Genomic DNA, 23,409 nt, shown 5'->3' with positions numbered 1-23,409 from the left:
AGCCCGTGTCAGGTGAACGCCGGAAGTTTAAGCGTGCGACCGCGGAAGAGCGCAAGGACGCGCTGATTGCCGCAACGCTGGAGCTGGTGGCCGAAAAAGGCGTGCGCGGTGCCACCGTGCGCGACATAGCCGAGCGGGCGAATGTGACCCAGGGGCTGATCCGACACTATTTCTCCTCCAAGGAAGAGCTGATGACCGCGGCCTATGAACACCATATGGTCACCATCAGCGATCTCACCTATGCGCCGATCGCCGGGATCGAAGGCGACGCCCGGTCGCGTTTGGCGGGGTTCGTCGTGTCCTCGCTGCGCCCGCCCGTTGTCGAGCCGACCGCCGTGGCGCTTTGGGCGGGGTTTTTGAACAAGGTGCAGCAGGATCCCGACATGCGGCAGATCCACCAGCGCACCTATGATTATTTCCGCGACAAGCTGGGCGAGCTGATCGCCGCCGCGCTAGACGAGGCAGGGCGGCCGGTGGATACGGCGCGGCTGCATCATCTTGCGGTGGCCTGCAACGCGGTGATCGACGGGCTATGGATGGAGGGCGGTGCCTTGCCGGAGGCCTTTGACGAGGGGGAATTGCCTGCCATCGGATTGGAATCCGTCAGCGCAATTCTGGGACTGAATTTGCAGCATAAGGCGGAAGAGCCATGAGAATGACCGATGTGACCAAGCGGCTTGCGGGGCTTGGCGGGGCCAAATGGGCTGTGCATCTGACTGCGCGGGAGATGATCGCCGCGGGGGCCGATATCATCGAAATGACCATCGGCGAACCTGACGTGCCGCCCCCGGATGTGCTGATGCGTACCGCCAGCACTGCGATGGTGTCGGGCCGGACCGGTTATTCGGACGGACGTGGTGAAGCGAACCTGCGCCAGGCGCTTGCTGCGCGTTATAGCGCCAGCACGGGGCGGCCTATAGGGCCGGATAACGTCCTGTGTTTTCCCGGCACGCAGACCGCGCTTTATGCGGTGCTGATGGGTGTGGCCCAGCACGGGGACGAGGTTCTGGTCGGCGATCCGATGTATGCCACCTACGAAGGAGTGATCCGGGCAAGCGGTGCCGATATGGTGCCCGTAGCGCTTCGGGCCGAGCATGGTTTTCGGATGCAGGCCGATGATATCGCCGAGAAAATCACGCCGCGCAGTCGCGCTATTCTGCTGACGACACCGCATAATCCGACCGGGTCAATTCTGACAGTTGAGGACCTTGATGCGATTGGACGACTGGCCGAGGCGCATGATCTCTGGATCATCTCTGATGAGGTCTACGAACAGCTGGTGTTTGAAGCGGCGGAGTTTGTCTCGCCGCTGGCGCGGGCGGCCTTCTCGGAGCGGGTGATTGTTGTCTCCTCGATTTCCAAATCCCATGCCGCACCCGGATTTCGCAGTGGCTGGTGCATTGCCAGTAAAGCCTTCTGCGACGGCTTGCTGCCGCTGTCGGAAACAATGCTGTTTGGTAACCAGCCCTTCATCGCGGATATGACCGAGCAGGCCGTGCGCGACGGATCACCGGTGGCGGCGGGGATGCGTAGGCGATTTGCCATGCGTGCGGCGAAACTGGCAGAGCGGCTGCACCGCGACACGGCATTGCAGGTTCACAGCCCGCAGGCAGGTATGTTTGCGATGATTGACGTCTCGGCCACCGGTATGGATGGCGATGCCTATGCGCAGGATCTGCTCAGACGGGGTGGGGTTGCGGTGATGCCGGGATCCTCTTTTGGTGACAGTCTGCGGAGCTGGGTCCGGGTGGCGTTGACGATTGAGGATGAGGCATTTGACCGCGCGCTGACGCGGATCGTCGATCATGCCAGCCAGCGATCGGCGGAGGTGGCATGAGCAGGCCCGCCCAAGACGCGGCACCGCACACCGTCGGCGAAGCGCTGGTTGAGGCGCTGGCAACACGGGGCGTGCGCCATGTTTTCGGCATTCCCGGTGTGCATACGGTAGAGCTTTACCGTGGGCTGGCGCTCTCGGACCTGCGCCATATCACACCGCGTCACGAGCAGGGGGCCGGGTTCATGGCCGATGGCTATGCGCGGGTTTCCGGCCGACCGGGTGTGGCCTTTGTGATCACCGGACCGGGGTTGACCAATACGCTGACGCCGATGGCGCAGGCGCGGGCGGATTCGGTGCCGATGCTGGTGATATCCGGGGTCAACGCGAGCGGCTCTCTCGGTCAGGGGCTGGGCCATCTGCACGAGCTGCCGGATCAACATGCGCTGGCGCAGCTGGTTGCGCTGAGGTCCGAGCATGTGGCGGCGCCGGAGGGTCTGGCGCGGGCGCTCGATCAGGTTTTTGCACCGGTTGACGGCAGCGCGTTGTCACGCCCGGGTCCGACCCATCTGCAGGTTCCGCTGGATGTTGCAGGGGCGGCGGCGGTCCAAACCGGCCAGTCGTCGGCAACTGATGTGAACAGGGCAGGGCCGTCCGCCGCGGATCTGGCCGCAATCTCGCAGCGCCTGTCGACAGCACAGCGCCCGGTGATCCTGGCAGGCGGAGGCGCGCGGTTCTGCGCCGATCAGTTGCGCCAGCTGGCGCAGCTTCTGGGCGCGCCGGTGATCCAGACCGTTAATGCGCGTGGGGTGCTGTTTGACCATCCGCTGTCGGTGCCCGCAAGCCCCAGCCTCGCCTCGGTGCGGGGGCTGATCGAGACGGCGGATATGGTGCTGGCGCTGGGAACCGAGCTGGGGCCGACCGATTACGATATGTATGCCAGCGGAGTGATGCCACAGATGCCGGGGTTGATCCGGGTTGATCTCTGCGCTGAGCAGCTGGCCCGACACCCGGCTGAGCTGGCGATCCATGCGGATGTGGCGGATGTTCTTTCTGCGGTTCTCGCCGATCTGCCGTCAGTTGCCAGCCCCTCCGGCGACTGGGGCCTCACACAGGCGGGTCTGACCCGCGCGGCAGCCTGGGAGGAAATCGGCGAGGGTTACCGCGCGCAGGTCGAGGTGCTGAATGCGCTGCGCGCAGCAGTTCCGGGGGCAATCATCGTTGGCGATTCTGCGCAACCGATCTATGCGGGCAATCTCTACTACGATCACGACCGCCCAGGCGGCTGGTTCAATGCGGCCACCGGCTATGGTGCGCTTGGTTATGGCATTCCGGCCGCGATCGGCGCCGCCGTTGCGGCACCGCAGACGCCGGTTATCTGCATCGTCGGTGATGGTGGCGCGCAGTTTTCCCTGCCCGAGATCATGACAGCCGTGGATGAAGCCTTGCCGATCACGTTCATCGTCTGGAACAACCACGGCTATCAGGAAATTGCCCGCTCGATGCAGGAGGTGGGCGTGGCTGTGGTGGGCTGTGATCCGACACCGCCGGATTTCGCTGCGGCGGCGCGGTCCTTCGGGATCTTGCATCGGGCGGTTTCCGCCGATCCGCAAGAGGTTGCCGCGGCCATCAAAGACCGCGCCGCGCAGGCAGGCCCCAGCATCATTGAGATCATCACGCCCAAATACGTGCCGACACAGGCTACAAAGGACTGAGACATGACAAACCCAACATATGAATTCTCCCGCGCCATCACCCGCCGTCCCGCGTCCAGTATCACCGACGGCCTGCGGGCCGAGGATATCGGTACGCCCGATCTGGACCGGATGCTGGCCGCTCATGCCGATTATGTTGCCGCACTGAAAAGCACGGGCGCCGAGGTGATCGAGCTGCCGCCGCTCGAGGCCTTTCCCGATGCGGTGTTTGTCGAGGACACCGCCCTCTGCCTGCCCAAGGGCGCGGTTCTGATGCGCCCCGGCGCGCCGTCGCGTCTGGGGGAGGTGGCCGAGATGGCACCGACCCTGCGGCAATGCTACGGCGAGCTGCGCGAAATCAACGGTCCCGGCTTTATCGAAGGCGGCGACATTCTTGTGACGGACCGCGAAATCCTTGTCGGTCGTTCAGCGCGGACCGATGCGGCCGGCGTGGCGGAACTGGCAGAGATCGTGTCTGACTGGGGCCACAGCCTGCGCGAGGTTTTCACGCCAGAGGGCGTGCTGCATTTCAAGACCGACTGTTCGCTGATGGATGGTGAGACCATCCTTGCCACCAAACGGCTGGACGCATCGGGCTGTTTTGAGGGCTACCGCGTGCTGCATGTCGCCGAGGGCGAAGAGGCTGCGGCCAATGCCATCCGCTACAACAATCTGGTGATCATGGCGGCAGGTTTCCCGCGCACCGCCGAGATGCTGGATCGCGAAGGCTATGAGGTTGTTCAGATCAGCAATACCGAGTGCGCCAAGCTGGATGGCGGCATGTCCTGCCTGTCACTGCGCTTCTGAACTGGCCCAAACGGTGGATCTCTCCCGGTTTCGGGAGGGATCTGGCCACATGAGGTTGAAACCTGGCGCCGCCGCCCCTTATGAAAGGCAATCGGGCAGACAGAGACCATTGAGGCGGCGGTATGAGCGGGACAGAACGGATTTGCGTGATCGGGCTTGGCTATGTCGGTCTGCCGCTGGCGGTGGAATTTGGCCGATCGCGCCCGGTAGTGGGCTTTGACATCAGCGACGACCGGATTGCGGCGCTGCGCTCAGGGCAGGACAATACCCGCGAGATCAGCGCCGAGGCGTTGGCGGCTGCGTCGCATCTGACATTGACCAGCGACCCGGCAGAGATTGCCGATTGCACGATCTTTATCGTCACCGTTCCAACACCGATCGACAGCAGCCGTCGCCCGGATCTGACGCCACTGCTGCGGGCGTCTGAAACGGTTGGTGGCGTGCTCAAACCCGGCGATCTGGTGATCTATGAATCCACGGTCTATCCCGGCGCCACCGAGGAGGACTGCGTCCCGGTTCTGGAGCGCGTGTCCGGGCTGACATTCAATCGCGATTTCTTTGCAGGCTACAGCCCCGAGCGGATCAATCCCGGCGATAAGACGCGGCGTCTGCCGGATATCGTCAAGGTGACCTCCGGCTCAACGCCTGAAATTGCGGCGCGTGTCGATGCGCTCTACCGTGAGATCGTGACGGCGGGCACCCATCAGGCCGAGAGCATCCGCGTCGCCGAAGCGGCCAAGGTGATCGAGAACAGCCAGCGCGATATCAACATCGCTCTGATCAATGAGCTGGCCAAGATTTTCAACCGCATGGATATTGATACCGAAGCAGTGCTGCGTGCTGCCGGAACCAAGTGGAACTTCCTTAACTTTCGTCCGGGTCTGGTCGGGGGCCATTGTATTGGGGTCGACCCCTATTACCTGACCCACAAGGCAGAGCAGCTGGGCTATCACCCCGAGATCCTGTTGGCAGGGCGGCGGCTGAATGACGGCATGGGAGCCTATGTGGCGAGCCAGATGGTCAAATCCATGCTGAAACGCAAGATGGCCATTGCCGATGCGCGGGTTCTTGTGATGGGGTTGACCTTCAAGGAAAACTGCCCCGATCTGCGCAATACACGGGTTATTGACGTGGTGCGCTGCCTTGAAGAATACGGTCTGACGGTGGATGTGCATGACCCCCATGCCGATCCAGATGAGGCGCGGCAGGAATACGGCGTCAATCTGGTGACAACTCCGCAGCCAGGGGCCTATGACGGTTTGGTTCTGGCGGTGGCCCATCAGGAATTCCGCGATATGGGGGCCGCCCGGATCCGGGCCTTGGGTCGGGACCATGCGCTGCTGTATGATCTGAAGTATGTGCTGACGCCGGACCAGTCCGACCTACGGCTCTGACCGGCCGATCAGGCTCTGAAGCGGGCTACTTCGGGACCTTTGGCAATTTGCCGCCGCGCCAATAGGCGCCGGTGTCTTCCCGCAGGGTCTCGTAGGTGCGGAACCTGTCCTGCGCCGCCTCTCCTCCGGCATCGACCAGATGGGTCAGCAGACAATCAAGCACTGCCATCGCGCCGCCATAGCCACCAAAAGGATGCAGCGTATTGTCGGCCACCAGCAGCAGGTGGTCGGGCTGCAATCCGGGCGCGATTACCTCGCTATCTGAGATGAGGATCAGCGTCGCACCTTTGTTGCGCGCCTGTCTCAGCGCCTGCAGCGTCTCCGATGAATATGGCGCGAAGGTCATGGCAATCAGACAGTCCCCGGCGCCGATATCCATCAGCTCGTCCACGGCGGTGCTCATGTGGCGCGGCACCAGATCAAGCCCCGGCAAGGCCATTCGTCCGACGTAGTGGAAGTAATAGGCCAATGCGTAACTGGCGCGGGTTGCAGTAACATAGCATCGTCGCGCCGAGGTCAGCGCCGCAACGATGGCCGCAGTGCGCCCGGGGGTCATCAGGCGCAGCGAGCGGGCGACGATGTTCACCTCATTGCGAGCGATGCGGCCATGGCGGGTGGTTTCGGGGGCCTGTTCCAGCCGGTCGAGCCAGCCAAGGCCCAATCCGCCCTCACGCTCGGTTGTCAGCGCGGCCCGAAAGGGCGCGCGCAACGCCTCGAAACTGTCAAATCCAAGATGTGCGGCCAGTCGCACCAGAGAATTCGCGCTGACCCCTGCCTTGGTCGCCGAGACACGGATCGGATCAAGACCAAAGTCGCCGGGGGTGTCGATGATGTATTTCGCCGCCGCCGAGAGGGCGGGGGGCAGGCTGTCGATCTCGGTCTTCAGCTGGTCGAGCAGGCGATGGGTCTGTCGGGGATCAAGATGCTGGTCCATGGCCACAGTTCAGACCGTTTGCGCGAAAAGATGCAAGATGGAACATATGTTCTGCCCCTGCCTTTGAGACCGGAAGGGTCAGGCAGGGGCAAAAACGGATGGTGAATCAGGCGGAGACCTGTTGCAGATCCGGCGTCTCGCTCGGGGTGATCGAGCCGTCCTCGCCAACCATGATCAGCTCACCACGGGACAGCTGGTCGAGCCCCTTGCAGGCCACCAGCATCAGGATGTTCTTTTCCCGCGCGACAATCGCCATATGGCTAAGCCAGCCGCCCACCTCGCTGAGGACAGCGCCGGAGCGCTGGACATAAGGAAGCCAGGCCGGGTTGATCATGCGACATGCCAGGATGTCGCCGTCCTGAAACCCGTCAAAGACCTCCGGGCCGATGGCGGTTTCGTCTTCAACCCAGAATACGCGGGCCTCCACGGTGCCGCTGCCGGCGACACAGGTGCCGCCCAGATGCCCATCAGCGGACCCCGCCTGCACGCCGAGCGAGAGCAGCTCGCAGTCACGCAGGGTGAGGCTGACATCGGTTGGCGCCGAGGCCTTGCGCAGATCTTCGATGTGTTTGCGGCTGGCGGCGCGGTCTTTCAGCAGCTCAGGTCGGGTCCAGTCGCCGGTCATGATCTCTTCCATGGTCAGGTAGAAGATCAGATCCTCCAGCTCGGTGTCGATCCCCAGGGCCAGCAACGCCCGGCGCAGCTCCGCCAGAACCCGCAGTGCCTCGTGTTTGGCCTGTTCCTTGAGGTCCTGATAGGCGATCGCAAGCTCTAGCGTGTCGCGCAGATCTTCCGGCAGGTTTGCCGGAGTGGCCACGGTGCCGCTGATCGGCTCAACCGAACTGTCGAGCAGGGAGGCCAGCAGGCCGGGTGCTTCGCTATAGCGGGGTGCCGACAGTTCGTAATCAAAGATCGAGCGATGCCCCATCAGCAACTGCGCATGGGTTTCTGCATTGGCACCGATACAGGAGGCCAGCAGGCTGGACGGGGCGTGGGGCAGTTCGGCGTGCATCAGATGGGCGCGCAGGGCCGGATCGCCTGCGGCGGCGGCGCTGGCTTCGCCCATGGTAAAGCCTGCGACAATATTCACCTTCTCCGCCTCGACATAGATGTCGGTGACAAAGAGATCGCGCAGGGTCGCAATCGCCTCGAGCTGTTTCTGGCGGGGCAGGGCGGTGTAGTCCACAGCCTGCCAGAACGCCAGCTGATCGGTGAGCTGGGGCAGCACCTCCTCGCGCATGCGGGTGATCATCGGGCGGGCCTGCCTGCGCAGCTGCTTGGCCTTGGCGGCGGTCAGTTTCAGCGTCATCTGCTCTTTTAGGCCGACATCGACGTAGGTCTTGCCAAAGAGGTTCACCAGATGGCCCGCCCGGCCTTCCGGCAGGTTATAGGGGACGCTCAAGGCGCGGCAGGCCAGATCGACGCTGCCGCCCGGCGCCCAGAGGCTGCCCATCAGCGAGAAAGACAGCGGGGTTGGGCGCGGCAGCACTTCGGACATCTCATCCTGTTCCAGCAGCGGCTTATCCGGATCCACCCCGGCGTAATGGTCCAGCAGATCGCGCCATTCCTGAAGCCGGATCCGCTCAGCTTCGGTTCCAAGCGACAGGGTGGTGATGTCGCGGCTTTGCACGATCTGGAACTGGCCGTTTGCATAGGCCCATTCCACATCCTGCGGGCAGCCAAAGGTCTCCTCGATCTGGCGGCCAAGCGCCAGCAGCGGCGCCATGTCCAGCGTCTGGTCCTGATCTTCCGCCGCTGGCAAGCCCGAATAGCGGCCAAAGCGCAAGGACGTCGGGGTGACGCGGCCAGAGACCAGATCCTCGCCGCAGCCTTCGACCCATTCGATCATGCACATGCCGGGGGCCATCGGATCCTGGGTGAAGAGAACGCCGGCGTAGTCGGCCTGCACCATTTCCTGCACTACGATGTTGCCCTGATCGGTGCTGTCGCCCTCGCCCGAATAGCTGGCGGCGCGCTCGGACGAGAAGCTGGTCACAACTTCATCCAAGGCGGCGCGCATGGTCTCCGCGGTGACGTCCAGCACGGATTCGAACACTCCAGCAAAACTCTGGTCAGCGCCATCTTCGTTGCTGGCCGAGGAGCGCACGGCGACCGGCTTGCCGCCAGCCAGCCGATAAACATATGCGGCAAATGCGTCTTTTCGGGCGTCAGGCATCTCGCGATAATCGTGAATTGCATCGGAGCGCAAGACTACGCCGCCCGGCACCGGTAGCCCTGCGTTTTTGAGAATGGACAGGCGCAGGGCCTTGTTGCCGGCGTGCTCCAGCTCCTCGGTGTAGCCCATCGGGATCACACCGCGCGGCAGTTTGGCGAGGCGGCGCTTGTGGGCGCGCAGCGACAGCGCCTCAGCCAGTTTGCGGTGCATGCCGGTGACATAGGCGCGCTGCATCAGCAAGAGCGTCAGGCTGAAGCAGAGATAGGCATTGGCGGCGCCCGAGAGGCTGAACACCATGGCAAATAGCGCAGGCATGCCCAGCACCATCCACAGGGTTTTCTGGCGCGGGGTCTTGGCCACGGCCCAGAGCAGATAGACGGCGGCGAGCGCGCAGAACAGCACCGGCATGATGAACAGAGGATCGGGCAGGCCAAGGTCGGCCATCCACAGGAACGGGGTCTGAAGGCTGGCGCTGGCCTGTTGCGCGGCGGAGACGCCCAGCATCATCACCGGCAGGAACAGCAGCGCGGTGAGGTTCTTCATCGGCGTCAGGCCCTTGTCCTTGTAGAATGCCTGCACCGCGCGCGCCTTGCGCACCGGGTCATGGGCCAGTTTTTCCTTCAGCGCCTTCATCTCATCGGCGGTCTCACTGGTGGTGATCTGGTCGCGTTCAGATTTCAACGCCACTGGCAGGATCATGATCCGGGTAATCAGGGAGAGGGCGAGCAGACCCAGCAGGATATGGCTGCGCTCATGCACCCAGAGCAGCGCGGCGGCCAGCGCCGAGATCGCCTTGTCCCAGAGGCCGCTTTGCTGATCGGCAAGCCAGGCCTGCACATGAGGCTTCGGCTTGGGGGCGACAAAATACTCCCATGGCAGGGTGTAGCGGCCACGGAAATCGAACCCTTTCTGCGACAGCTCCAGCCCCAGAACCTGGCTCATGAAACAGCTGCGACGGTCGTAGCAGGCCGCCAGCGTTGGTTTGGTCGGATCAAGTTCACTGATGCGCTGCATCAGATCGGCGGTTGTCATCTTGCGGATCGGAATGTTCACCGCGCCGGGAAGGTGGCCCGCCTCAAAATCCCCGGGGTAGCGGGTATCGACGATCTGCAGGTCCTCGGTGTTCATCAATTCGGTGAAATCCGCAGTGTTGAGCAGCACATCACGACCGGGATATTCCGGAATGGCACGCAGGTCAGAGAGGGATTTCACGGCCTTGTCAGAGAACGCGCGCCCTTCGACAATCCATTTCTCGATTCCGCCGGCGATGAAGCTGCAGTCGATGCCCATCGCCGCCAGCTTGGCACAGGTTTCCGAGCTGCGGTTGCCGTTATGGCAGAACAGCACGACCTTCTGGCCGGGTTTGACCGGCTGGCTCTCGACGAAGTCCGGAAAACGGATATGGGTCGCGCCGGGCAGGGTGCCCATGGCGTTTTCGCCGGTTTCGCGGATGTCGTAGAACAATGTGTTGCCATCCTCCAACGCGGCGGCGGCGTCGGCTGTCGACATCGCAAGCGGATGATCTGACTGGCGCGCAAAACTTGTCTCTTTCAGCGCCGCGTCCTTGATTTTGGTTCCGTCAAACTGCGCCGGCCGCATGAGCGTTGCCTGCAGACGCGCCTGCTCCGCCGCCCGCTGGCTGCTGAACTGCCAGTAATTCATAACGGCCAGTGTCAGCGCCGCCAGCACCAGACCGGTGATCAATCGGACCGGATAACGTGTTGCCACCGCAGTGCTCTTCGGCTTCAGACCAAGCTTCGCCGCAACCACCGCGCCGAGACCCGACATCATCGCGATCGCCACGGCCAGCACCTGCGACAGGGATGATACCGATCCGATCACCAGTTCCGGTGAGGGAATGGCCCAGGCAGCAGCGGGGGCGAAGCCGGAAAAAAGGGCGGCCGCAAGCAATAGGCGGGGAACGGGTCTGCGGGAAATTATGTGGTTTTTGATCACGGGAGGTCCTGCCGGGCTTCTGCCCGATCTTCAAATTTATGATGAATTTTATAAAAGAGCGCTGAAATCGTTACTGAAACGTTAATATTCATGCCACGCTCTGAGGCGAGCCGTAAAATTATTTATACTATTTCAGGGCCACTTAACCAAATTTTCTCACTATTCAGGGTAAACAGATGCGCGAGACCACCGATCGGGCAGCGCCTGGATTCAGACTGGAGACGATGATGCACACCGCTTCGAAACATCATAATAAGCCAGCCGGCATGGGCCGCCTGTGGTTGGTATTCTGTGTCTGTCTGATGGCGCTGCTGGCGCCGATGACAGCACGCGCCGAAATAACCCTGACGTTTGGGACCTATGCCGCGGATAAACCGACGGTAACGGTTAAGAAATACCGCCCCTTCCTGACGTTCCTGTCGAACCGACTGGGCGAGGTGCTGGGCGAAAAAGTTGTCATTCGGATGACAGTTGCCAAGGAATATCAAGAGGGTATCGACCACCTCGCCAATGGCGAGGTGGATTTCGCGCGTTTCGGTCCGGCCTCTTATGTGCATGTGATGAAACAGAACCCCGACATCAGGATCGTTGCCATGGAATCCAAGAAGGGGCGCAAGCGTTTTAAGGGTGTGATCGTCGTGCATCGCGACAGCACCATCACTCAACTGTCGGATCTTGCGGGGCTCAGCTTTGCCTTCGGGGATGAGCTGTCGACGATCGGGCGCTACCTCGCCCAAAGCCAGCTGCTTGAGGCCGGGATCGACAGCGGTGATCTGCATACCTATGAGTACCTCGGCCGCCACGATCTGGTGGGGGAGGCAGTTGGCGCCGGAAAATTCACGGCAGGTGCCCTGAAAGAGAGCACCTACAAGAAACTGATCGCCAAAGGGGTGCCGATTCGGATCTTGGCGAGCTTTGATAATGTGACAAAACCCTGGCTTGCATCCTCGACCCTCTCGGAGGAGGTGCTGCTGGCCATGCGGGAGATCATGCTGTCGTCAGAAAATGAAGAGATCGTGCGCCGAGTGTCCAAAAACGGCTTTCTTCAGGGGGCCGACTCCGACTACGACCTGATCCGCGATGCGATGGAGCAGAGCCAGGCATTTTAGCGTCGTCACCGAGGTCTCCCATGAAACGTACGGGCATACTCTTTCAGATCGTCTTGTCATTGTCGCTGGCTGCCCTGCTGGTGGCGGTGGCGATCGGCGATGTTGCGCGTCGCTACGAGACCCGCAACCTGCAGGACCAATTGAAAGAGCAGGCTGAGCTGACCATCTCGTTGCTGAGCGGGCTGATGCTTGAATCGATCATCGTCGAAGATGTGCCGGTGCTGGAAACCGGATTGACCGAGGCGATTACCCGTAATCCCAAACTCCTGAAGATCCAGATCCAAGATAGCGCGGGTACTCCGATCGCGGAGGCGGGCCGTACGGATCAGGTGGGGCCGGATGACTTTGTGATGTATGACCGCCCGATCACGCTCGACGGGTTCGATTTTGGCAATATGGTTGTTCACTGGTCTACCCGTGAGGGGCAGGCAATGGTTCAGCACAAGGTCAGCCAGACCATCATGTGGACGGTGGTGGCCGTGGCAGTGCTGTCCATTCTGGTGCTGATACTGGTGAGCGTGCTGGCATTGCGCCCATTGCAGATCATTCACCAGCGCATGTCGGATGCGATCGCCGGCTTGTCGAACCGGCAGGCCCGGCTGCCCTGGTTTGCCTCGCGCGAGTTTCGGGCCTTGGATTTCTCCGTCGGTGTGCTTGAGGATACCTTTGAAGAGCGGGACGAGCGTGAGTACGCATTGGATGAGGCGCGGAAATCGGCTGATATCGCCAATCGGGCCAAATCCGAATTCCTGGCCAATATGTCCCATGAAATCCGCACTCCGATGAATGGCGTCATCGGCATGGCGGAACTGATCCTGGAGACGGATCTGGACGAAGACCAGACCATGTATGCCGAGACGATTGCCAAGTCTGGCTCGGCGCTGCTGACGATCATCAACGACATTCTGAATTTTTCGAAGATCGAGGCGGGCAAGATGGAGCTGGACCGCGCGCCCTTCAACTTGCAGACCGCAATTGAGGACGTCGTGACACTGTTGTCGCCCAAAGCCGCGGAGAAGAATGTCGAGGTGACACTTCGCTATGATCCGAACCTGCCGGAATGTTACGACGGCGACGTTGGTCGTATCCGCCAGATCCTGACCAATGTGGCGGGTAACGCGGTGAAGTTCACCGGCAGCGGCTATGTCTATATCGAGGTCTCAGGCGAGTCTGAGGATGGCTACACGGATCTGCGTATTTCGGTCACCGATACCGGCACCGGCATACCGGAGGACCGGCTGGACCTGATTTTCAATGCCTTTGAGCAGGCCGACGGAGCCGCGACCCGCAATTATGAGGGCACCGGACTGGGCCTTGCGATATCCACGCGCTTGCTTGCGCTGATGGGCGGGCGGATCTCTGTACGGTCGGAACTGGGCAAGGGCTCGGTGTTCACCATTGAGCTGCCACTGCGGATCCGGCCCAACCAGCCGAAGCCTGTTCAGGATGAGCGGGATTTCAAGGGGCTGCGGGCACTGGTTGTTGATGATCTGGAACTCAACAGGATTATTCTGACTGAGCGGTTGGCGACCTGGGGGGTGAAAAGCATCGCCGCCGGATCGGCCCATCAGGCACTGGAGATTCTGCTGGATGCACGTCACGACGGTGTGCGTTTCGACGTCATTCTGCAAGATTTCCAGATGCCCGGGATGGATGGGAAAGAGTTGGCAGAGCGGATCCGAGATATCCCGGAATATCGCGATCTGCCGATCGTTATCCTGTCCTCGGTTGAAAATACGCTGGACCGGGCAGCACGCGAACATCTGGGTCGCTGCGAAGTTGCGCTGAAGCCACTGCGTGCAGCGCAGCTCCAGTCGGTTATGAGTCGGGTGCTCGAGATATCCGCCGATGCGCCTCAGGACACGGTTCAGCCACCGGTCGCGGATGATATGGAGGCCATACCGCAGGTGAAACTGCTGCTGGCGGAGGACAATCGAACCAACCAGCTCGTCGTATCACGCATGTTGAAGGCGGCTCCCATCGAAGTCTTGATCGCCGCGAATGGTGAGGAGGCGGTGACCATGTTTGCGGAACACCAGCCGGATATCGTGCTGATGGATATGATGATGCCGGTCAAAGACGGGATAGATGCGACGGCTGAAATCCGTCAGCTCGAACGGGAGCAGGGGATGCGCCGCTGTCCGGTCGTCGCGTTGACGGCAAATGCCCTGCAGTCCCACCGCGAGGAATGCCTTGCCGCAGGCATGGATGACTTCCTGAGCAAACCGATCAATAAGAAGGCCCTGCTTGGAGCGGTAAGCAAATGGGTGGAATGCGGCCCGTTGCTGAAGACCGGAACCTGACGCCACCTGATGGCACCGGGCGCCAGCCGACAGAACCGCCGCGATCAGACAATAACCCCCTGGTTGACGGCGACCGATTGCTGATCCGGCCTGCGGTGTTTGCTGATGAGGGTTTCCTGGCGCATCTTCCTGGTGCTGCGGCGTTGCCTCAGGCTCGGCTGAAGAGCTGCTTGATGCTCGACAGGGCAAACAGGCTCGCGGCGAGGCAGACAATTGTCGGCCCGGTGGGCGTGTCGAACATGAACGCCAGTTGCAATCCACCCAACGCCGAGATCGCGCCCGTGATGGCTGCAATCACCGTCATGCGTTCCGGTGTCGCGGCAAACGGGCGCGCGGTGGCGGCCGGGATAATCAGCATGGCTGCAATCAGCAGAACTCCGACAACCTTGATCGCTACGGCGACCACAACCGCCAGCGCCAGGGTCAGCACCAGTTGTTCGCGGCGCGGATCAATGCCTGCGGCGTAGGCCAGATCCGGGTTCAAGGTCGCGGTCAGCAGGGCGGACCAACGCCACCACAACAGGGCCACAACAAGGATCGCGCCGCCCCAGATGATCATGAGATCCTGACCATTGACCGCAAGGATATCGCCGAAGAGATAGGCCATCAGATCCAGCCGTACACCATGCAGGAAAGAGACGGCCACAAGACCAAATGCCAGCGATGAATGAGCGAGCACCCCGAGCAGCGTGTCAACGGCGTAGCCCCGACCGCTGAGGGTTGAGACAACCGTCGCCATGATCAGGGCCATGGCAAGGACGCCGACAAAAATCGACGTGTCGAAGCTGAGCGCAATTGCGATGCCGAGGATGGAGGCGTGGGCCGTGGCATCACCAAAATACGCCATCCGTCGCCAGACCACGAAACAGCCCAAAGGGGCCGCCGCAAGGGCAACACCGACGCCTGCAAAAGCGGCGCGGATCAGAAAGCTGTCGAAGATTGTCATGACTGTTGTCTCACCAGATCGGGCGTTGCAGGTTGCGGGTCATGCGCGTGATCATGACCGCAGCTGTGATCATGGGAATGATTGTGTTCGTGCCGGTATAGCGCCAGAGCGCCTTGGGTCCCGGTGCCGAACAGCGCCCGGTATTCCGGGGCGGAGGCGACATGCGCAGGCGCGCCTTCGCAACAGATATGACCGTTGAGGCAAATCACCCGGTCCGACGCGGCCATAACCACGTGCAATTCGTGACTGACCATCAGAATGGCGCAGCCCAGATCGCGGCGCAGCTGTTCAATCTGCTGGTAGAAGGCGGCTGATCCGGGCTGGTCCAGCCCCTGCGTGGCCTCATCAAGGATCAACAGCTGTGGATCGCACAGCAGGGCGCGCGCCAGCAGAACTCGCTGGAACTGACCTCCCGAAAGACCGGTCATCTGGCGTTTCATCAGCTGCCCGGCGCCCGCTTGCTCTAGCGCTGTTCGTGCTGCGGCGTCGGTCACGGGGCTGGGCAGGCTCAGGAAGCGGCGCACTGTCAGCGGGAGCGTCGGGTCGATATGCAGTTTTTGCGGCACATAGCCGATCCGAAGTCCCGGCGCCTTTGACACGGTGCCGCGGGTGGGACTCAGCGCGCCGATGATGGTGCGCAAAAAGGTCGATTTGCCGGAACCATTGGGGCCAACGATCGTAACAATCTCTCCGGGGTTAATGGCAAAGTCGACGTTGTGCAGCACGGGGTTTGCATTGTGGCGTACGGTGACGCCGTCCAGATTGACCAGTGTCATTGCGCGTCGTCCTGCTGGCATTTGGGGCACAGGCCCTCGGCCTCCATCACCGTCCGTTCGATCAGGAATCCTGCCTCGCGGGCGGCAGTTCCCAGACGACCGTTGGTGGTTTGCGAGGGGGCTTCGGCAACCGCGTTGCAGGTGCGGCAGATCATGAAGACCGGCGCGTGATCGTCGCCGGGATGGCTACAGGCCACAAAGGCGTTGAGTCGTTCGATCTTGTGCACAAAGCCGTTCTTCACCAGAAAATCCAAGGCGCGATAGGCGATTGGTGGCTGTGATCCAAGCCCTTCGTCGCGCAGGATGTCGAGCAGATCATAGGCGCCCATGGCGCGATGGGCCTGGAGCAGGATTTCCAGCACGCGGCGGCGTACCGGGGTGAATTGCAGGCCATGTGCACGGCAATGGGCATCTGCAACGGCGATACCGTCGTTTATGCAATGGCTGTGGTCGTGCGCATGAAATCCGATGGGGTCCATCTGAGGCTCCGTTGGGCGGTCTCTCTTTCGGGGTTGATATGTTATGTTATGACGTTTATCAACCGCCGTAATGTTATACAATTACATGAGGCCATCATGGGACATCTCCGCTATCTTGCAATTGCCGCAACTGTCTGTACCACAGCGACGACAGCTCTCGCCGAGGTTCCGACGGTCGCGGCTGATATCACGCCAGTCCATGGCCTCGTCTCGCGGGTGATGCAGGGGGTTGGTGCCCCTGAGCTTGTGGTGCCGCCCGGCGCTTCGCCGCATAGCCACGCGATGCGCCCCTCGGAAGCGCGGGCATTGGATCAGGCGAATCTGGTGTTCTGGGTTGGCCCGAGGCTGACCCCATGGTTGGAGGGGCCTATCGCGACGCTGGCCTCTGACGCCACGGTTATTTCCCTGCTTGAGGCTGACACAACGCGGCAGCTGAGGGTGCGTGACACAGTTCAGTTCGGGCGCGGTGATCACGATGAGCACGCAGAAGAACACTCCGATGACCATCATGAGGGGCATGGGGATGACCACAATGATGCCCATCACGATGAGGAGGGGCACGACGATCACGGCCACAGGCACGAGCCGGGAAGCCTGGATCCGCATGCCTGGTTGATGGCGGAGAACGGCAGCGCCTGGTTGCAGGTCATCGCCGAGGCCCTGGCTGACGCCGATCCTGACAATGAAGCGCTATACCTGCGGAACGCCGCAGAGGGGCAGGCTGAAATTGCGGCGGCGACCGCTGAAATCTCCGCCAAACTGACCCCGGTTGCGGGCAAGCCGTTTGTGGTTTTTCACGATGCTTATCAGTATTTTGAAACCGGGTTCGGTGTTCAGGCCGCCGGTGCGATCTCGCTCAGCGATGCCTCTGATCCAAGCCCGGCGCGGATCGCGGAGATTCGCGCGACGGTCCAAGAGATGAAAGTGCGATGTGTGCTGTCAGAGCCGCAGTTTAACCCGGGCCTGGTTGCGACGGTTCTGGACGGTACGGAGGCGCGCACTGCTGTTGTTGATCCACTGGGTGTAACGCTGGATCTTGGCCCGGATTTCTATCCGAAGCTTCTGACATCTGTCGGCGCGGCCATCGCCAGCTGCTATTGATCAGCAGCTGGCGATCTTGAGCCCGAGCGTTCGGCCAACAGATGGATCAGCGTGGCCCCTGTTTCGTAATAGGCGCCACGCAAACCTGCGAAGGGCAACCGGTGATGGTGGCTCAATGGGACTGGCAGCAGGGATGGGTCTTCACCAATCAGCGCGTCTGCCATGCGTCTGCCAAAGAGCGTGCCGGGACCGATGCCCCGGCCCGAATATCCAAAACAGGCAAACCCTTGACCAAGATCTATAATCTTGGGGATGTGCTCCGTTGTCATGGCGATTTTGCCTGCCCATTGCGTCTCGAGCGGGTAGTCTGCAAGAGCAGGGAACATGCGCGCCAGTTTGCGCCGCAACCAGTTGCTGTGCACACGGCCGGCTGGGTGTGAGAGTTCCCCCATGCCGCCGATGATCAGCCTCCCCGCACGGTCGCGGCGCCAGGAAGACATGATCAGACCCGTGTCCCAGCAGCCTTCGCCCTGCGGCAGGATCTCGTTGGCCAAATCATCGGGCAGCGGCGCTGTTGCCGCCTGAAAATAGCTGACCGGAATAGACGCCGGTGCTGCGTAGCCCGCGATGGGTTGCGGATAGGCATTGGTCGCCATGATCAGATGTCTGGCGCGCACCGTGCCACCGGGCGTCGCGACGAGCCAGCCAGTGGCGTGACGGTCAAGAGTCACGACCGGAGACTGGGCGTGCAGACGGGCCCCCTGGGCCATCGCGGCGCGGGCCAATCCGATGGCATAGGCCAGCGGTTGAATCGTGCCGGCCCGGGGGTCGAACAACGCGCCATGGACCGCGTCGCTGCCGACCCGAGCAATTGCCTCGCTGCGCGACAGCAACCTGACCGAAGCGCCAATCGCAGCCAGCTGCCGGTGGCGATTGTGCAGATCCTTCAACCCAGAGGGCGCATGGGCGCAGTGCAATGTTCCATTATGGACCGGTTCACAGTCGATCTGATGGGTCTTGATCAGATCAAAGACAGCTGCGGGCGCTGCTGCCAGCAGCTCCGAAAGCCGCGCGCCAGCCACAGTTCCCAATGCGGCGTTGATCTCTTCTGGCGGCAGCCAGAGACCGGCGTTGACCAGCCCGACATTCCGCCCGGATCCGCCTGCGCCAAAGCTATCGGCCTCCAGCAGGCAGACATCAGCACCCATCTCTGCCGCGCGCAAAGCGGCGGAGCAGCCGGTGTAGCCGCCGCCGATGACAACGAGATCGGCCGAAACCTCGCCCGTCAAAACGGGGGCCGAGAGCACCTCGCGGGTGGTTTCCTGCCAGAGGCTGCGACCCGGCTCGTGCGTCATGACCGACGGCCTATAACCTCGGGAGACGTCGTCTCGATTGTCTGGTGCTGCACTTGCGCCTCCCTCCTTGGCGTGACGGGTGTCGGACACCGTTTGCTGATGGCCTGTCACCCTTCGGGCATACCGCAGCGACTGGCCTCTGCCGAGAGAAATCAGCAGAGGGCACACGGTTTACCGTGAGATTTCATTCGGCATATGTTTGCCCGTGTGCGCACCGCCCACGTCCTCGGGTGCGACGGACACGGATTTAACGATAGCATGGCACTGTGTCCCAACCGCGAGGTTCAGCGCAACGGCAGATCGTCGGGTGACCCGCGCCAACAGGGCGCCGGCGGGCGTCTGCAATGATATCATAATACCCGGTCCCCCGCCGCTGCGCAGGGCGGTGATCCGGCCCGGAAGAATGTTCAGCGCAGACAGGCCGATGGGGCGCTCACGCGAGAGGATCACCTCGTGTGCCGATATTCGCACACGCACGGTTTGACCCGGCGGATGTGGCACCTGCGGCAGGAACAGCGCAATGCCACCGGCATTCAGTTCGCTCAGCCCATCTGGATGGTGCTGCTCAACGACGGCCTGAAGGATAGCGCCCGCGCCGCGCACGCCGGTCGGCATGATGGCCGGATCAGCGAGGACAACATCGGCAGGACCAACGCGACTGCATTTTCCATCCTGCAGGGCGACCACTGTCGTTGCCAGGCGGGCAACCTCGGCAACGGAATGAGTCACATAGAGTATCGGCACCGAGAATTCGTCGCGCAGCCGCTCAAGATAGGGCAGGATCTCTGCCTTTCGCGCCTCGTCCAACGCGGCAAGAGGCTCATCCGCCAGTATCATGTCCGGTGCGGCCAGCAATGCACGGCCAATGGCCACGCGCTGTTTCTCGCCCCCGGAGAGATGTGTCGGGTGGCGTTTCAGCAGCCCGCCCAGCCCTAGCATGTCGACCACGGTGTCAAATGGCGCTGCCTTACGGTTCTTGCCGATAAACCGTTGACCGTAAGAGAGGTTTTTTGCCACCGTCATATGCGGGAAGAGCCGGGCATCCTGAAAGATATAACCGATGCGGCGTCGATGAGGCGGGATGTTGATGTCGGCACTGGTGTCCAGAACAATGCGATCCTTTACGCGGATCTTGCCAGTGGCCGGTTTCAAAAGGCCTGCGACCGCGTTGGTGACGGTGGTTTTCCCGGCGCCGGAGCGGCCAAACAGGACGGTCACCCCGGCCGGCGCTGCAAAATCGACATCAACGGCAAGTTGCCCCAGTTGATGGGTGAGCTTGACCTCTAGCATGTGGCGCCCCGCACACGTTTTGCCACCCGTCGCGCCAGCCATTCGGAGGCCAGCAAAGCTGCCATGGCGATGACAACGGAGACGATCACCAGACGCAGCGCGGCATTTTCACCGTCAGGAACCTGCAGGAAGGCGTAGATCGCCGAGGGAATGGTCCGCGTCTGGCCGGGGATGTTGGAGACGAAGGTGATCGTTGCTCCAAACTCGCCCATCGCCTTGGCAAAGCCAAGCACAGCACCCGCAAGCACGCCGGGCAGGATCAGGGGCAGCGTGATGGTCACGAAAACCCAGAACCGCGATGCGCCAAGCGTTGCAGCGGCCTGTTCCAGTCTTGGATCTACGGCCTCCAGCGACAGGCGCATGGCGCGCACCATCAGCGGGAACCCCATGATCGCGGCGGCGAGCGCAGCGCCGGTCCAGCGAAAGGCAAATGTGATCCCGACCGCATTCAAGGCCGTGCCGACCGGGCTGGGGCCACTGAAAACAATCAACAGAATGTAGCCGGTCACCACCGGTGGCAGGATCAGAGGCAGATGGACCACCCCGTTCAGCAGGGCCTTGCCCCGAAACTGCCCGCGCGCCAGCGCCAGCGCCACCATCAGCCCCAGAGGAAGCGACAGCAGGGTTGCCCAGAACGACACTTTCAAGGACAGGGCGACCGCCTGCCATTCCTCGGGACCAAGCCACTGCATGTCGAAGGATCACTCCACTAGAACGGTGAAACCTTGCCCGACAAAGATGTCTTTCGCAATCGGGCTGCTTAAGAAGTTGAGGAAATCCATGGCCTTCTGCCCATTGTGGGTTGCCGCGGCAGGGTAGACTATCGGCCCGTGGCTGTCTGCCGGGAACCGGTCAACGACGGTAACGTCGCTCACTCCGACAATGTCGGAGCCGTAGACGATGCCAAGCCCGGCCGCTCCACGGCGGACAAGCGCCAAGGCTGCCCGAACATTGTCTGTCTGGGCAATATGTGGGTGCAATTGATCCCAGAGCCCGAGGTGCTGCAACGCGGATTTGCCGTAGATGCCTGCTGGCACCGCATCAACCAACGCCATCGCCAGCGGGCGATCCTGGACCTGTTCCAGAAGCCCTGACCCGTCGTTCAGTGACAGCGCGTCACTTTTTTGTTGTGCGGCGGCGGGTGCAATCAGGAGCAGAGAGTTGCCGAGCAGATCGAACCGGGTATCCGCAGCAATCAGGTCTTGGCTCTGGGCCCAGTCCATCCAGGCTGCGTTGGCAGAAATGAAGACATCCGCCGGTGCACCATATTGCAGCTGCCGGGCCAGAAGGGAGGACCCGGCCAGGGACAGATCAACGGCGATGCCGGTTTGCTCCTCATAGACCTGCGATATCTGCTCCAACGCGGTTTTGAGACTGGCTGCGCCAAAGATGGTCAACCGATCGGCCAATGCTGCCCGGGGCAGCACGAAGGTGAGGGCAAGGGCAAGGCAAGCAACGCACCGAATTATCCACGATCCCAGACCCTTGGGCAGGGTGAACTGCTGGTTGTGTTGCACGGTAGATCCTGTCGTCGGATGACACATTGGATCATAGCGGCTCATCCTGGCAGGCTGCAAGGCGCAAGAGGGTTGGTAAAGCCACAACCCATGACCAAAAAGAAGGGTCCGAAACTAGCGGACCCTTCCTGAAATTTCTGGCGATTGCGGACACGGGACACAGGCGTGTTGCCCGTCCCTTTCTGCCTTAGAACAGCGTCACTGCGCCAACATCTGCCGCAGGCTTGGCAGCCGGTGCCGGACGTGCCGCGACCCGTTCCTGTTCGCCCAGACGCCGATCATCCTTCACCTGTGTCTGCTGTGCAGCACCCGAAACAGCGTGGAAGCGGACCCGTCGTGCCGAGGTTCCACCGACGCTGGAGGAGACAACAGCGATGCCCTCATCCCTCAGAAAGCGCTGGACAAAATCCGCATTTGAGGCCCCGATATCGGAGAGGTTGGCCGACATCTTGGCGCCGCCAAAGACCTTTGCCTTCAGGTTTTCGCGGCGAGCGCCCTTTTTCATGATGCCGTTGATCAGCAGTTCCATCGCGTGGATCCCATAGCGGGCATTGACGCTATCGCTGGCCGTCGAGGAGGCCAGCAGGAAATGGTTCATGCCGCCGACGCCCACTTGGTCATCGTAGATACATGCCGCGATACAGGACCCAAGCACGGTAGAGAAGACCACGGTTGGTGATGTCGATACGCGATACTCGCCCTGTAGGACGGTCACCGTGGTGGAGTTAGCAAATACGCTCAAGGTGATTTCCTTCCCAGTTATCTGTCAGGTCTTGCAAGCCTGAATCAATGTTCCGGCCATTCGCGCAAGCGAGACCTGTTGCTGCGCGGCGCCCATTTCCCAGGCGACACGTGGCATCCCGTAGACGACGCTGCTTTTTTCGTCCTGAGCAAAGGTTTTCGCCCCAGCTTTGCGCAGTTCAAGCAGCCCTTGCGCCCCATCTTGGCCCATACCGGTTAAGATTGTCGCAACAACGCTCTTTGCCATCGGGACTGCAGACATAAAAAGCGCATCAACCGACGGCATGTGACCCGAAATCGGCGGGCCTTCCTTGAAGCGTGTGCGATAGGGTTTGCGAGGGGTGAGCCCCATGTGGCGGGGCTGCCCTGCGGCCACATATACATGGCCGGGCGACAAGTTCATATTGTCATCCGCAGACAGCACCTTTGCCGGACAGATGCGATCCAGAAGCGAGACCAGCCCGCGCCCAAAATTCTTGCCGGTGTGCTGAACAATCAATGTTGGCGGACAGTTCAGCGGAAATCCGACCAATACGCTGCGCAGGGCTTCGACACCGCCGGTGGATGAACCGATGAGGATGATCTTGTCGCTGCCGGGGCCTGCGGCAGCGGCAGTGCCCTTTTGCATGGGAGAGGCCTGATCCCGTCGCGGGGCCTTGACCATCATGTCGAAGTAGCGGGCAAAATCACGCGGATTGTCGGATTTTGTGAGTTCGAAGATCCCGGCACCCACATCGAGCAGGGGGGATGAGCTGCGCGCCGGCGTCGATGTCTGGCTGTCCATCACAGATACCCAACGGATATCCAGCGCAGAGAACAGGGCCAGCATCATTTCGAATTCGGGCAGTTTGGTGAACCCATCTTCGACAAAGGCGAATGTGGGTTGCCCGGCTTCCGCCTGATTATAGGCCATCATCAAATTATTGGCCAAGAGCACTTGGAGGCCAGGATAGGTGGCCTCCATGTGGTGTTGTATGGTCTGCGCAAAACGCCGGTCCGTGGTGATGATCAATAGGCTCTGTGACAATGCTCATTCCGCTTGTTGCGTTCGGACAAGGGCCGAAGTGTTTCAGATGTAGGGGCGCCCGGTCCAACTACGGTCCGGGCGCCTTCCGCA

General features: G+C 61.5%; 19 protein-coding genes. 8 read left to right on the top strand and 11 right to left on the bottom strand.

What is annotated here, in order from left to right:
- The first annotated feature begins 5 nt into the window (after nucleotides 1–5).
- The 5 genes from VWZ81_RS00830 (at nucleotide 6) to tviB (ending at nucleotide 5,669) form a co-directional block, all read left to right on the top strand.
- The gene (locus VWZ81_RS00830; protein WP_340547736.1) at nucleotides 6–653 is read left to right on the top strand and encodes a TetR/AcrR family transcriptional regulator; all 648 of its coding nucleotides are present in this window, start codon (nucleotides 6–8) and stop codon (nucleotides 651–653) included.
- Nucleotides 650–1,837, top strand: a complete 1,188-nt coding sequence (locus VWZ81_RS00825; RefSeq protein ID WP_416541785.1) for a pyridoxal phosphate-dependent aminotransferase — start codon at nucleotides 650–652, stop codon at nucleotides 1,835–1,837. The genes VWZ81_RS00830 and VWZ81_RS00825 overlap by 4 nt, the downstream gene beginning before the upstream one ends.
- Nucleotides 1,834–3,489: a 5-guanidino-2-oxopentanoate decarboxylase gene (locus VWZ81_RS00820; protein ID WP_416541784.1), complete on the top strand. Its 1,656-nt coding sequence runs from the start codon at nucleotides 1,834–1,836 to the stop codon at nucleotides 3,487–3,489. Before VWZ81_RS00825 ends, VWZ81_RS00820 begins: the two co-directional genes overlap by 4 nt.
- A gap of 3 nt (nucleotides 3,490–3,492) precedes the next feature.
- Nucleotides 3,493–4,275, top strand: a complete 783-nt coding sequence (locus VWZ81_RS00815) for a dimethylarginine dimethylaminohydrolase family protein (RefSeq protein WP_416541783.1) — start codon at nucleotides 3,493–3,495, stop codon at nucleotides 4,273–4,275.
- A 122-nt stretch (nucleotides 4,276–4,397) separates the two neighbouring features.
- The gene (tviB, locus tag VWZ81_RS00810; protein ID WP_416541782.1) at nucleotides 4,398–5,669 is read left to right on the top strand and encodes a Vi polysaccharide biosynthesis UDP-N-acetylglucosamine C-6 dehydrogenase TviB; all 1,272 of its coding nucleotides are present in this window, start codon (nucleotides 4,398–4,400) and stop codon (nucleotides 5,667–5,669) included.
- A 25-nt stretch (nucleotides 5,670–5,694) separates the two neighbouring features.
- Here the strand turns inward: tviB and VWZ81_RS00805 are convergent, their stop codons facing one another.
- Together VWZ81_RS00805 and VWZ81_RS00800 are read right to left on the bottom strand one after the other, a co-directional pair.
- A complete protein-coding gene (locus VWZ81_RS00805; RefSeq protein WP_416541781.1) occupies nucleotides 5,695–6,603 on the bottom strand; it encodes a MurR/RpiR family transcriptional regulator in 909 nt (302 codons plus the stop codon).
- A gap of 106 nt (nucleotides 6,604–6,709) precedes the next feature.
- Nucleotides 6,710–10,570 carry a PEP/pyruvate-binding domain-containing protein gene (locus VWZ81_RS00800; protein WP_416541816.1) on the bottom strand — a complete coding sequence of 1,287 codons (3,861 nt, stop codon included), beginning with the start codon at nucleotides 10,568–10,570 and terminating at the stop codon, nucleotides 6,710–6,712.
- A gap of 392 nt (nucleotides 10,571–10,962) precedes the next feature.
- Between VWZ81_RS00800 and VWZ81_RS00795 the strand changes: the two genes are divergently transcribed.
- Nucleotides 10,963–11,844 carry a PhnD/SsuA/transferrin family substrate-binding protein gene (locus tag VWZ81_RS00795; RefSeq protein WP_416541815.1) on the top strand — a complete coding sequence of 294 codons (882 nt, stop codon included), beginning with the start codon at nucleotides 10,963–10,965 and terminating at the stop codon, nucleotides 11,842–11,844.
- A gap of 20 nt (nucleotides 11,845–11,864) precedes the next feature.
- Entirely contained in the window at nucleotides 11,865–14,147 is a 2,283-nt protein-coding gene (locus VWZ81_RS00790) for a response regulator (protein ID WP_416541780.1), read from the top strand.
- 148 nt (nucleotides 14,148–14,295) lie between these two features.
- On the opposite strand, the gene VWZ81_RS00785 is transcribed toward VWZ81_RS00790, so the two are convergent.
- Genes VWZ81_RS00785 through VWZ81_RS00775 form a run of 3 tightly spaced genes read right to left on the bottom strand, consistent with a single transcriptional unit; the run spans nucleotide 14,296 to nucleotide 16,348 of the window.
- On the bottom strand, nucleotides 14,296–15,093 hold the full coding sequence (locus VWZ81_RS00785) for a metal ABC transporter permease (RefSeq protein ID WP_416541779.1): 798 nt from the start codon (nucleotides 15,091–15,093) through the stop codon (nucleotides 14,296–14,298).
- Nucleotides 15,090–15,869, bottom strand: a complete 780-nt coding sequence (locus VWZ81_RS00780) for a metal ABC transporter ATP-binding protein (protein WP_340547727.1) — start codon at nucleotides 15,867–15,869, stop codon at nucleotides 15,090–15,092. The genes VWZ81_RS00785 and VWZ81_RS00780 overlap by 4 nt, the downstream gene beginning before the upstream one ends.
- The gene (locus VWZ81_RS00775) at nucleotides 15,866–16,348 is read right to left on the bottom strand and encodes a Fur family transcriptional regulator (RefSeq protein WP_340547726.1); all 483 of its coding nucleotides are present in this window, start codon (nucleotides 16,346–16,348) and stop codon (nucleotides 15,866–15,868) included. Before VWZ81_RS00775 ends, VWZ81_RS00780 begins: the two co-directional genes overlap by 4 nt.
- Before the next feature lie 96 nt (nucleotides 16,349–16,444).
- On the opposite strand from VWZ81_RS00775, the gene VWZ81_RS00770 reads away from it, so the two are divergent.
- A complete protein-coding gene (locus tag VWZ81_RS00770) occupies nucleotides 16,445–17,449 on the top strand; it encodes a zinc ABC transporter substrate-binding protein (RefSeq protein WP_416541778.1) in 1,005 nt (334 codons plus the stop codon).
- On the opposite strand, the gene VWZ81_RS00765 is transcribed toward VWZ81_RS00770, so the two are convergent.
- The 6 genes from VWZ81_RS00765 to VWZ81_RS00740 form a co-directional block, all read right to left on the bottom strand.
- Nucleotides 17,443–18,744, bottom strand: coding sequence for an NAD(P)/FAD-dependent oxidoreductase (locus VWZ81_RS00765; protein WP_416541777.1), 1,302 nt, complete (start codon nucleotides 18,742–18,744; stop codon nucleotides 17,443–17,445). The genes VWZ81_RS00770 and VWZ81_RS00765 overlap by 7 nt on opposite strands.
- Before the next feature lie 171 nt (nucleotides 18,745–18,915).
- Nucleotides 18,916–20,034 (bottom strand): molybdenum ABC transporter ATP-binding protein, encoded by a 1,119-nt coding sequence (gene modC / locus VWZ81_RS00760; protein WP_416541776.1) that lies wholly within the window; start codon nucleotides 20,032–20,034, stop codon nucleotides 18,916–18,918.
- Complete coding sequence (gene modB, locus VWZ81_RS00755) at nucleotides 20,028–20,726, bottom strand: molybdate ABC transporter permease subunit (RefSeq protein WP_416535347.1); 699 nt, start codon at nucleotides 20,724–20,726, stop codon at nucleotides 20,028–20,030. The genes modC and modB overlap by 7 nt, the downstream gene beginning before the upstream one ends.
- 9 nt (nucleotides 20,727–20,735) lie before the next feature.
- Nucleotides 20,736–21,551, bottom strand: coding sequence for a molybdate ABC transporter substrate-binding protein (gene modA / locus VWZ81_RS00750; protein WP_416541775.1), 816 nt, complete (start codon nucleotides 21,549–21,551; stop codon nucleotides 20,736–20,738).
- Between the two features lie 187 nt (nucleotides 21,552–21,738).
- Nucleotides 21,739–22,293, bottom strand: a complete 555-nt coding sequence (locus VWZ81_RS00745) for a chemotaxis protein CheD (protein ID WP_340547720.1) — start codon at nucleotides 22,291–22,293, stop codon at nucleotides 21,739–21,741.
- Nucleotides 22,294–22,317: 24 nt separating this feature from the next.
- Nucleotides 22,318–23,256, bottom strand: coding sequence for a CheB methylesterase domain-containing protein (locus tag VWZ81_RS00740; RefSeq protein WP_340547745.1), 939 nt, complete (start codon nucleotides 23,254–23,256; stop codon nucleotides 22,318–22,320).
- Nucleotides 23,257–23,409 lie beyond the last annotated feature (153 nt).

Source organism: Phaeobacter sp. JH20_34 (assembly GCF_048056095.1).
In the GTDB taxonomy this organism is placed as follows: domain Bacteria; phylum Pseudomonadota; class Alphaproteobacteria; order Rhodobacterales; family Rhodobacteraceae; genus Phaeobacter; species Phaeobacter bryozoorum.
The sequence above is the reverse complement of the archived record's forward strand: the minus strand, read 5'-3'. Positions and strand labels throughout refer to the sequence as shown.

Excerpts from the sequence above, each read along its gene's own strand:
- VWZ81_RS00815 (WP_416541783.1), top strand. The coding sequence starts at position 3,493 with ATGACAAACCCAACATATGAATTCTCCCGCGCCATCACCCGCCGTCCC.
- VWZ81_RS00775 (WP_340547726.1), bottom strand. The coding sequence starts at position 16,348 with ATGGACCCCATCGGATTTCATGCGCACGACCACAGCCATTGCATAAAC.
- VWZ81_RS00805 (WP_416541781.1), bottom strand. The coding sequence starts at position 6,603 with ATGGACCAGCATCTTGATCCCCGACAGACCCATCGCCTGCTCGACCAG.
- VWZ81_RS00790 (WP_416541780.1), top strand. The coding sequence starts at position 11,865 with ATGAAACGTACGGGCATACTCTTTCAGATCGTCTTGTCATTGTCGCTG.
- VWZ81_RS00770 (WP_416541778.1), top strand. The coding sequence starts at position 16,445 with ATGGGACATCTCCGCTATCTTGCAATTGCCGCAACTGTCTGTACCACA.
- modC (WP_416541776.1), bottom strand. The coding sequence starts at position 20,034 with ATGCTAGAGGTCAAGCTCACCCATCAACTGGGGCAACTTGCCGTTGAT.
- VWZ81_RS00795 (WP_416541815.1), top strand. The coding sequence starts at position 10,963 with ATGCACACCGCTTCGAAACATCATAATAAGCCAGCCGGCATGGGCCGC.
- VWZ81_RS00820 (WP_416541784.1), top strand. The coding sequence starts at position 1,834 with ATGAGCAGGCCCGCCCAAGACGCGGCACCGCACACCGTCGGCGAAGCG.
- VWZ81_RS00765 (WP_416541777.1), bottom strand. The coding sequence starts at position 18,744 with ATGACGCACGAGCCGGGTCGCAGCCTCTGGCAGGAAACCACCCGCGAG.
- VWZ81_RS00740 (WP_340547745.1), bottom strand. The coding sequence starts at position 23,256 with ATGGAGGCCACCTATCCTGGCCTCCAAGTGCTCTTGGCCAATAATTTG.
- tviB (WP_416541782.1), top strand. The coding sequence starts at position 4,398 with ATGAGCGGGACAGAACGGATTTGCGTGATCGGGCTTGGCTATGTCGGT.
- VWZ81_RS00780 (WP_340547727.1), bottom strand. The coding sequence starts at position 15,869 with ATGACACTGGTCAATCTGGACGGCGTCACCGTACGCCACAATGCAAAC.
- VWZ81_RS00785 (WP_416541779.1), bottom strand. The coding sequence starts at position 15,093 with ATGACAATCTTCGACAGCTTTCTGATCCGCGCCGCTTTTGCAGGCGTC.
- VWZ81_RS00800 (WP_416541816.1), bottom strand. The coding sequence starts at position 10,570 with ATGATGTCGGGTCTCGGCGCGGTGGTTGCGGCGAAGCTTGGTCTGAAG.
- modB (WP_416535347.1), bottom strand. The coding sequence starts at position 20,726 with ATGCAGTGGCTTGGTCCCGAGGAATGGCAGGCGGTCGCCCTGTCCTTG.
- VWZ81_RS00825 (WP_416541785.1), top strand. The coding sequence starts at position 650 with ATGAGAATGACCGATGTGACCAAGCGGCTTGCGGGGCTTGGCGGGGCC.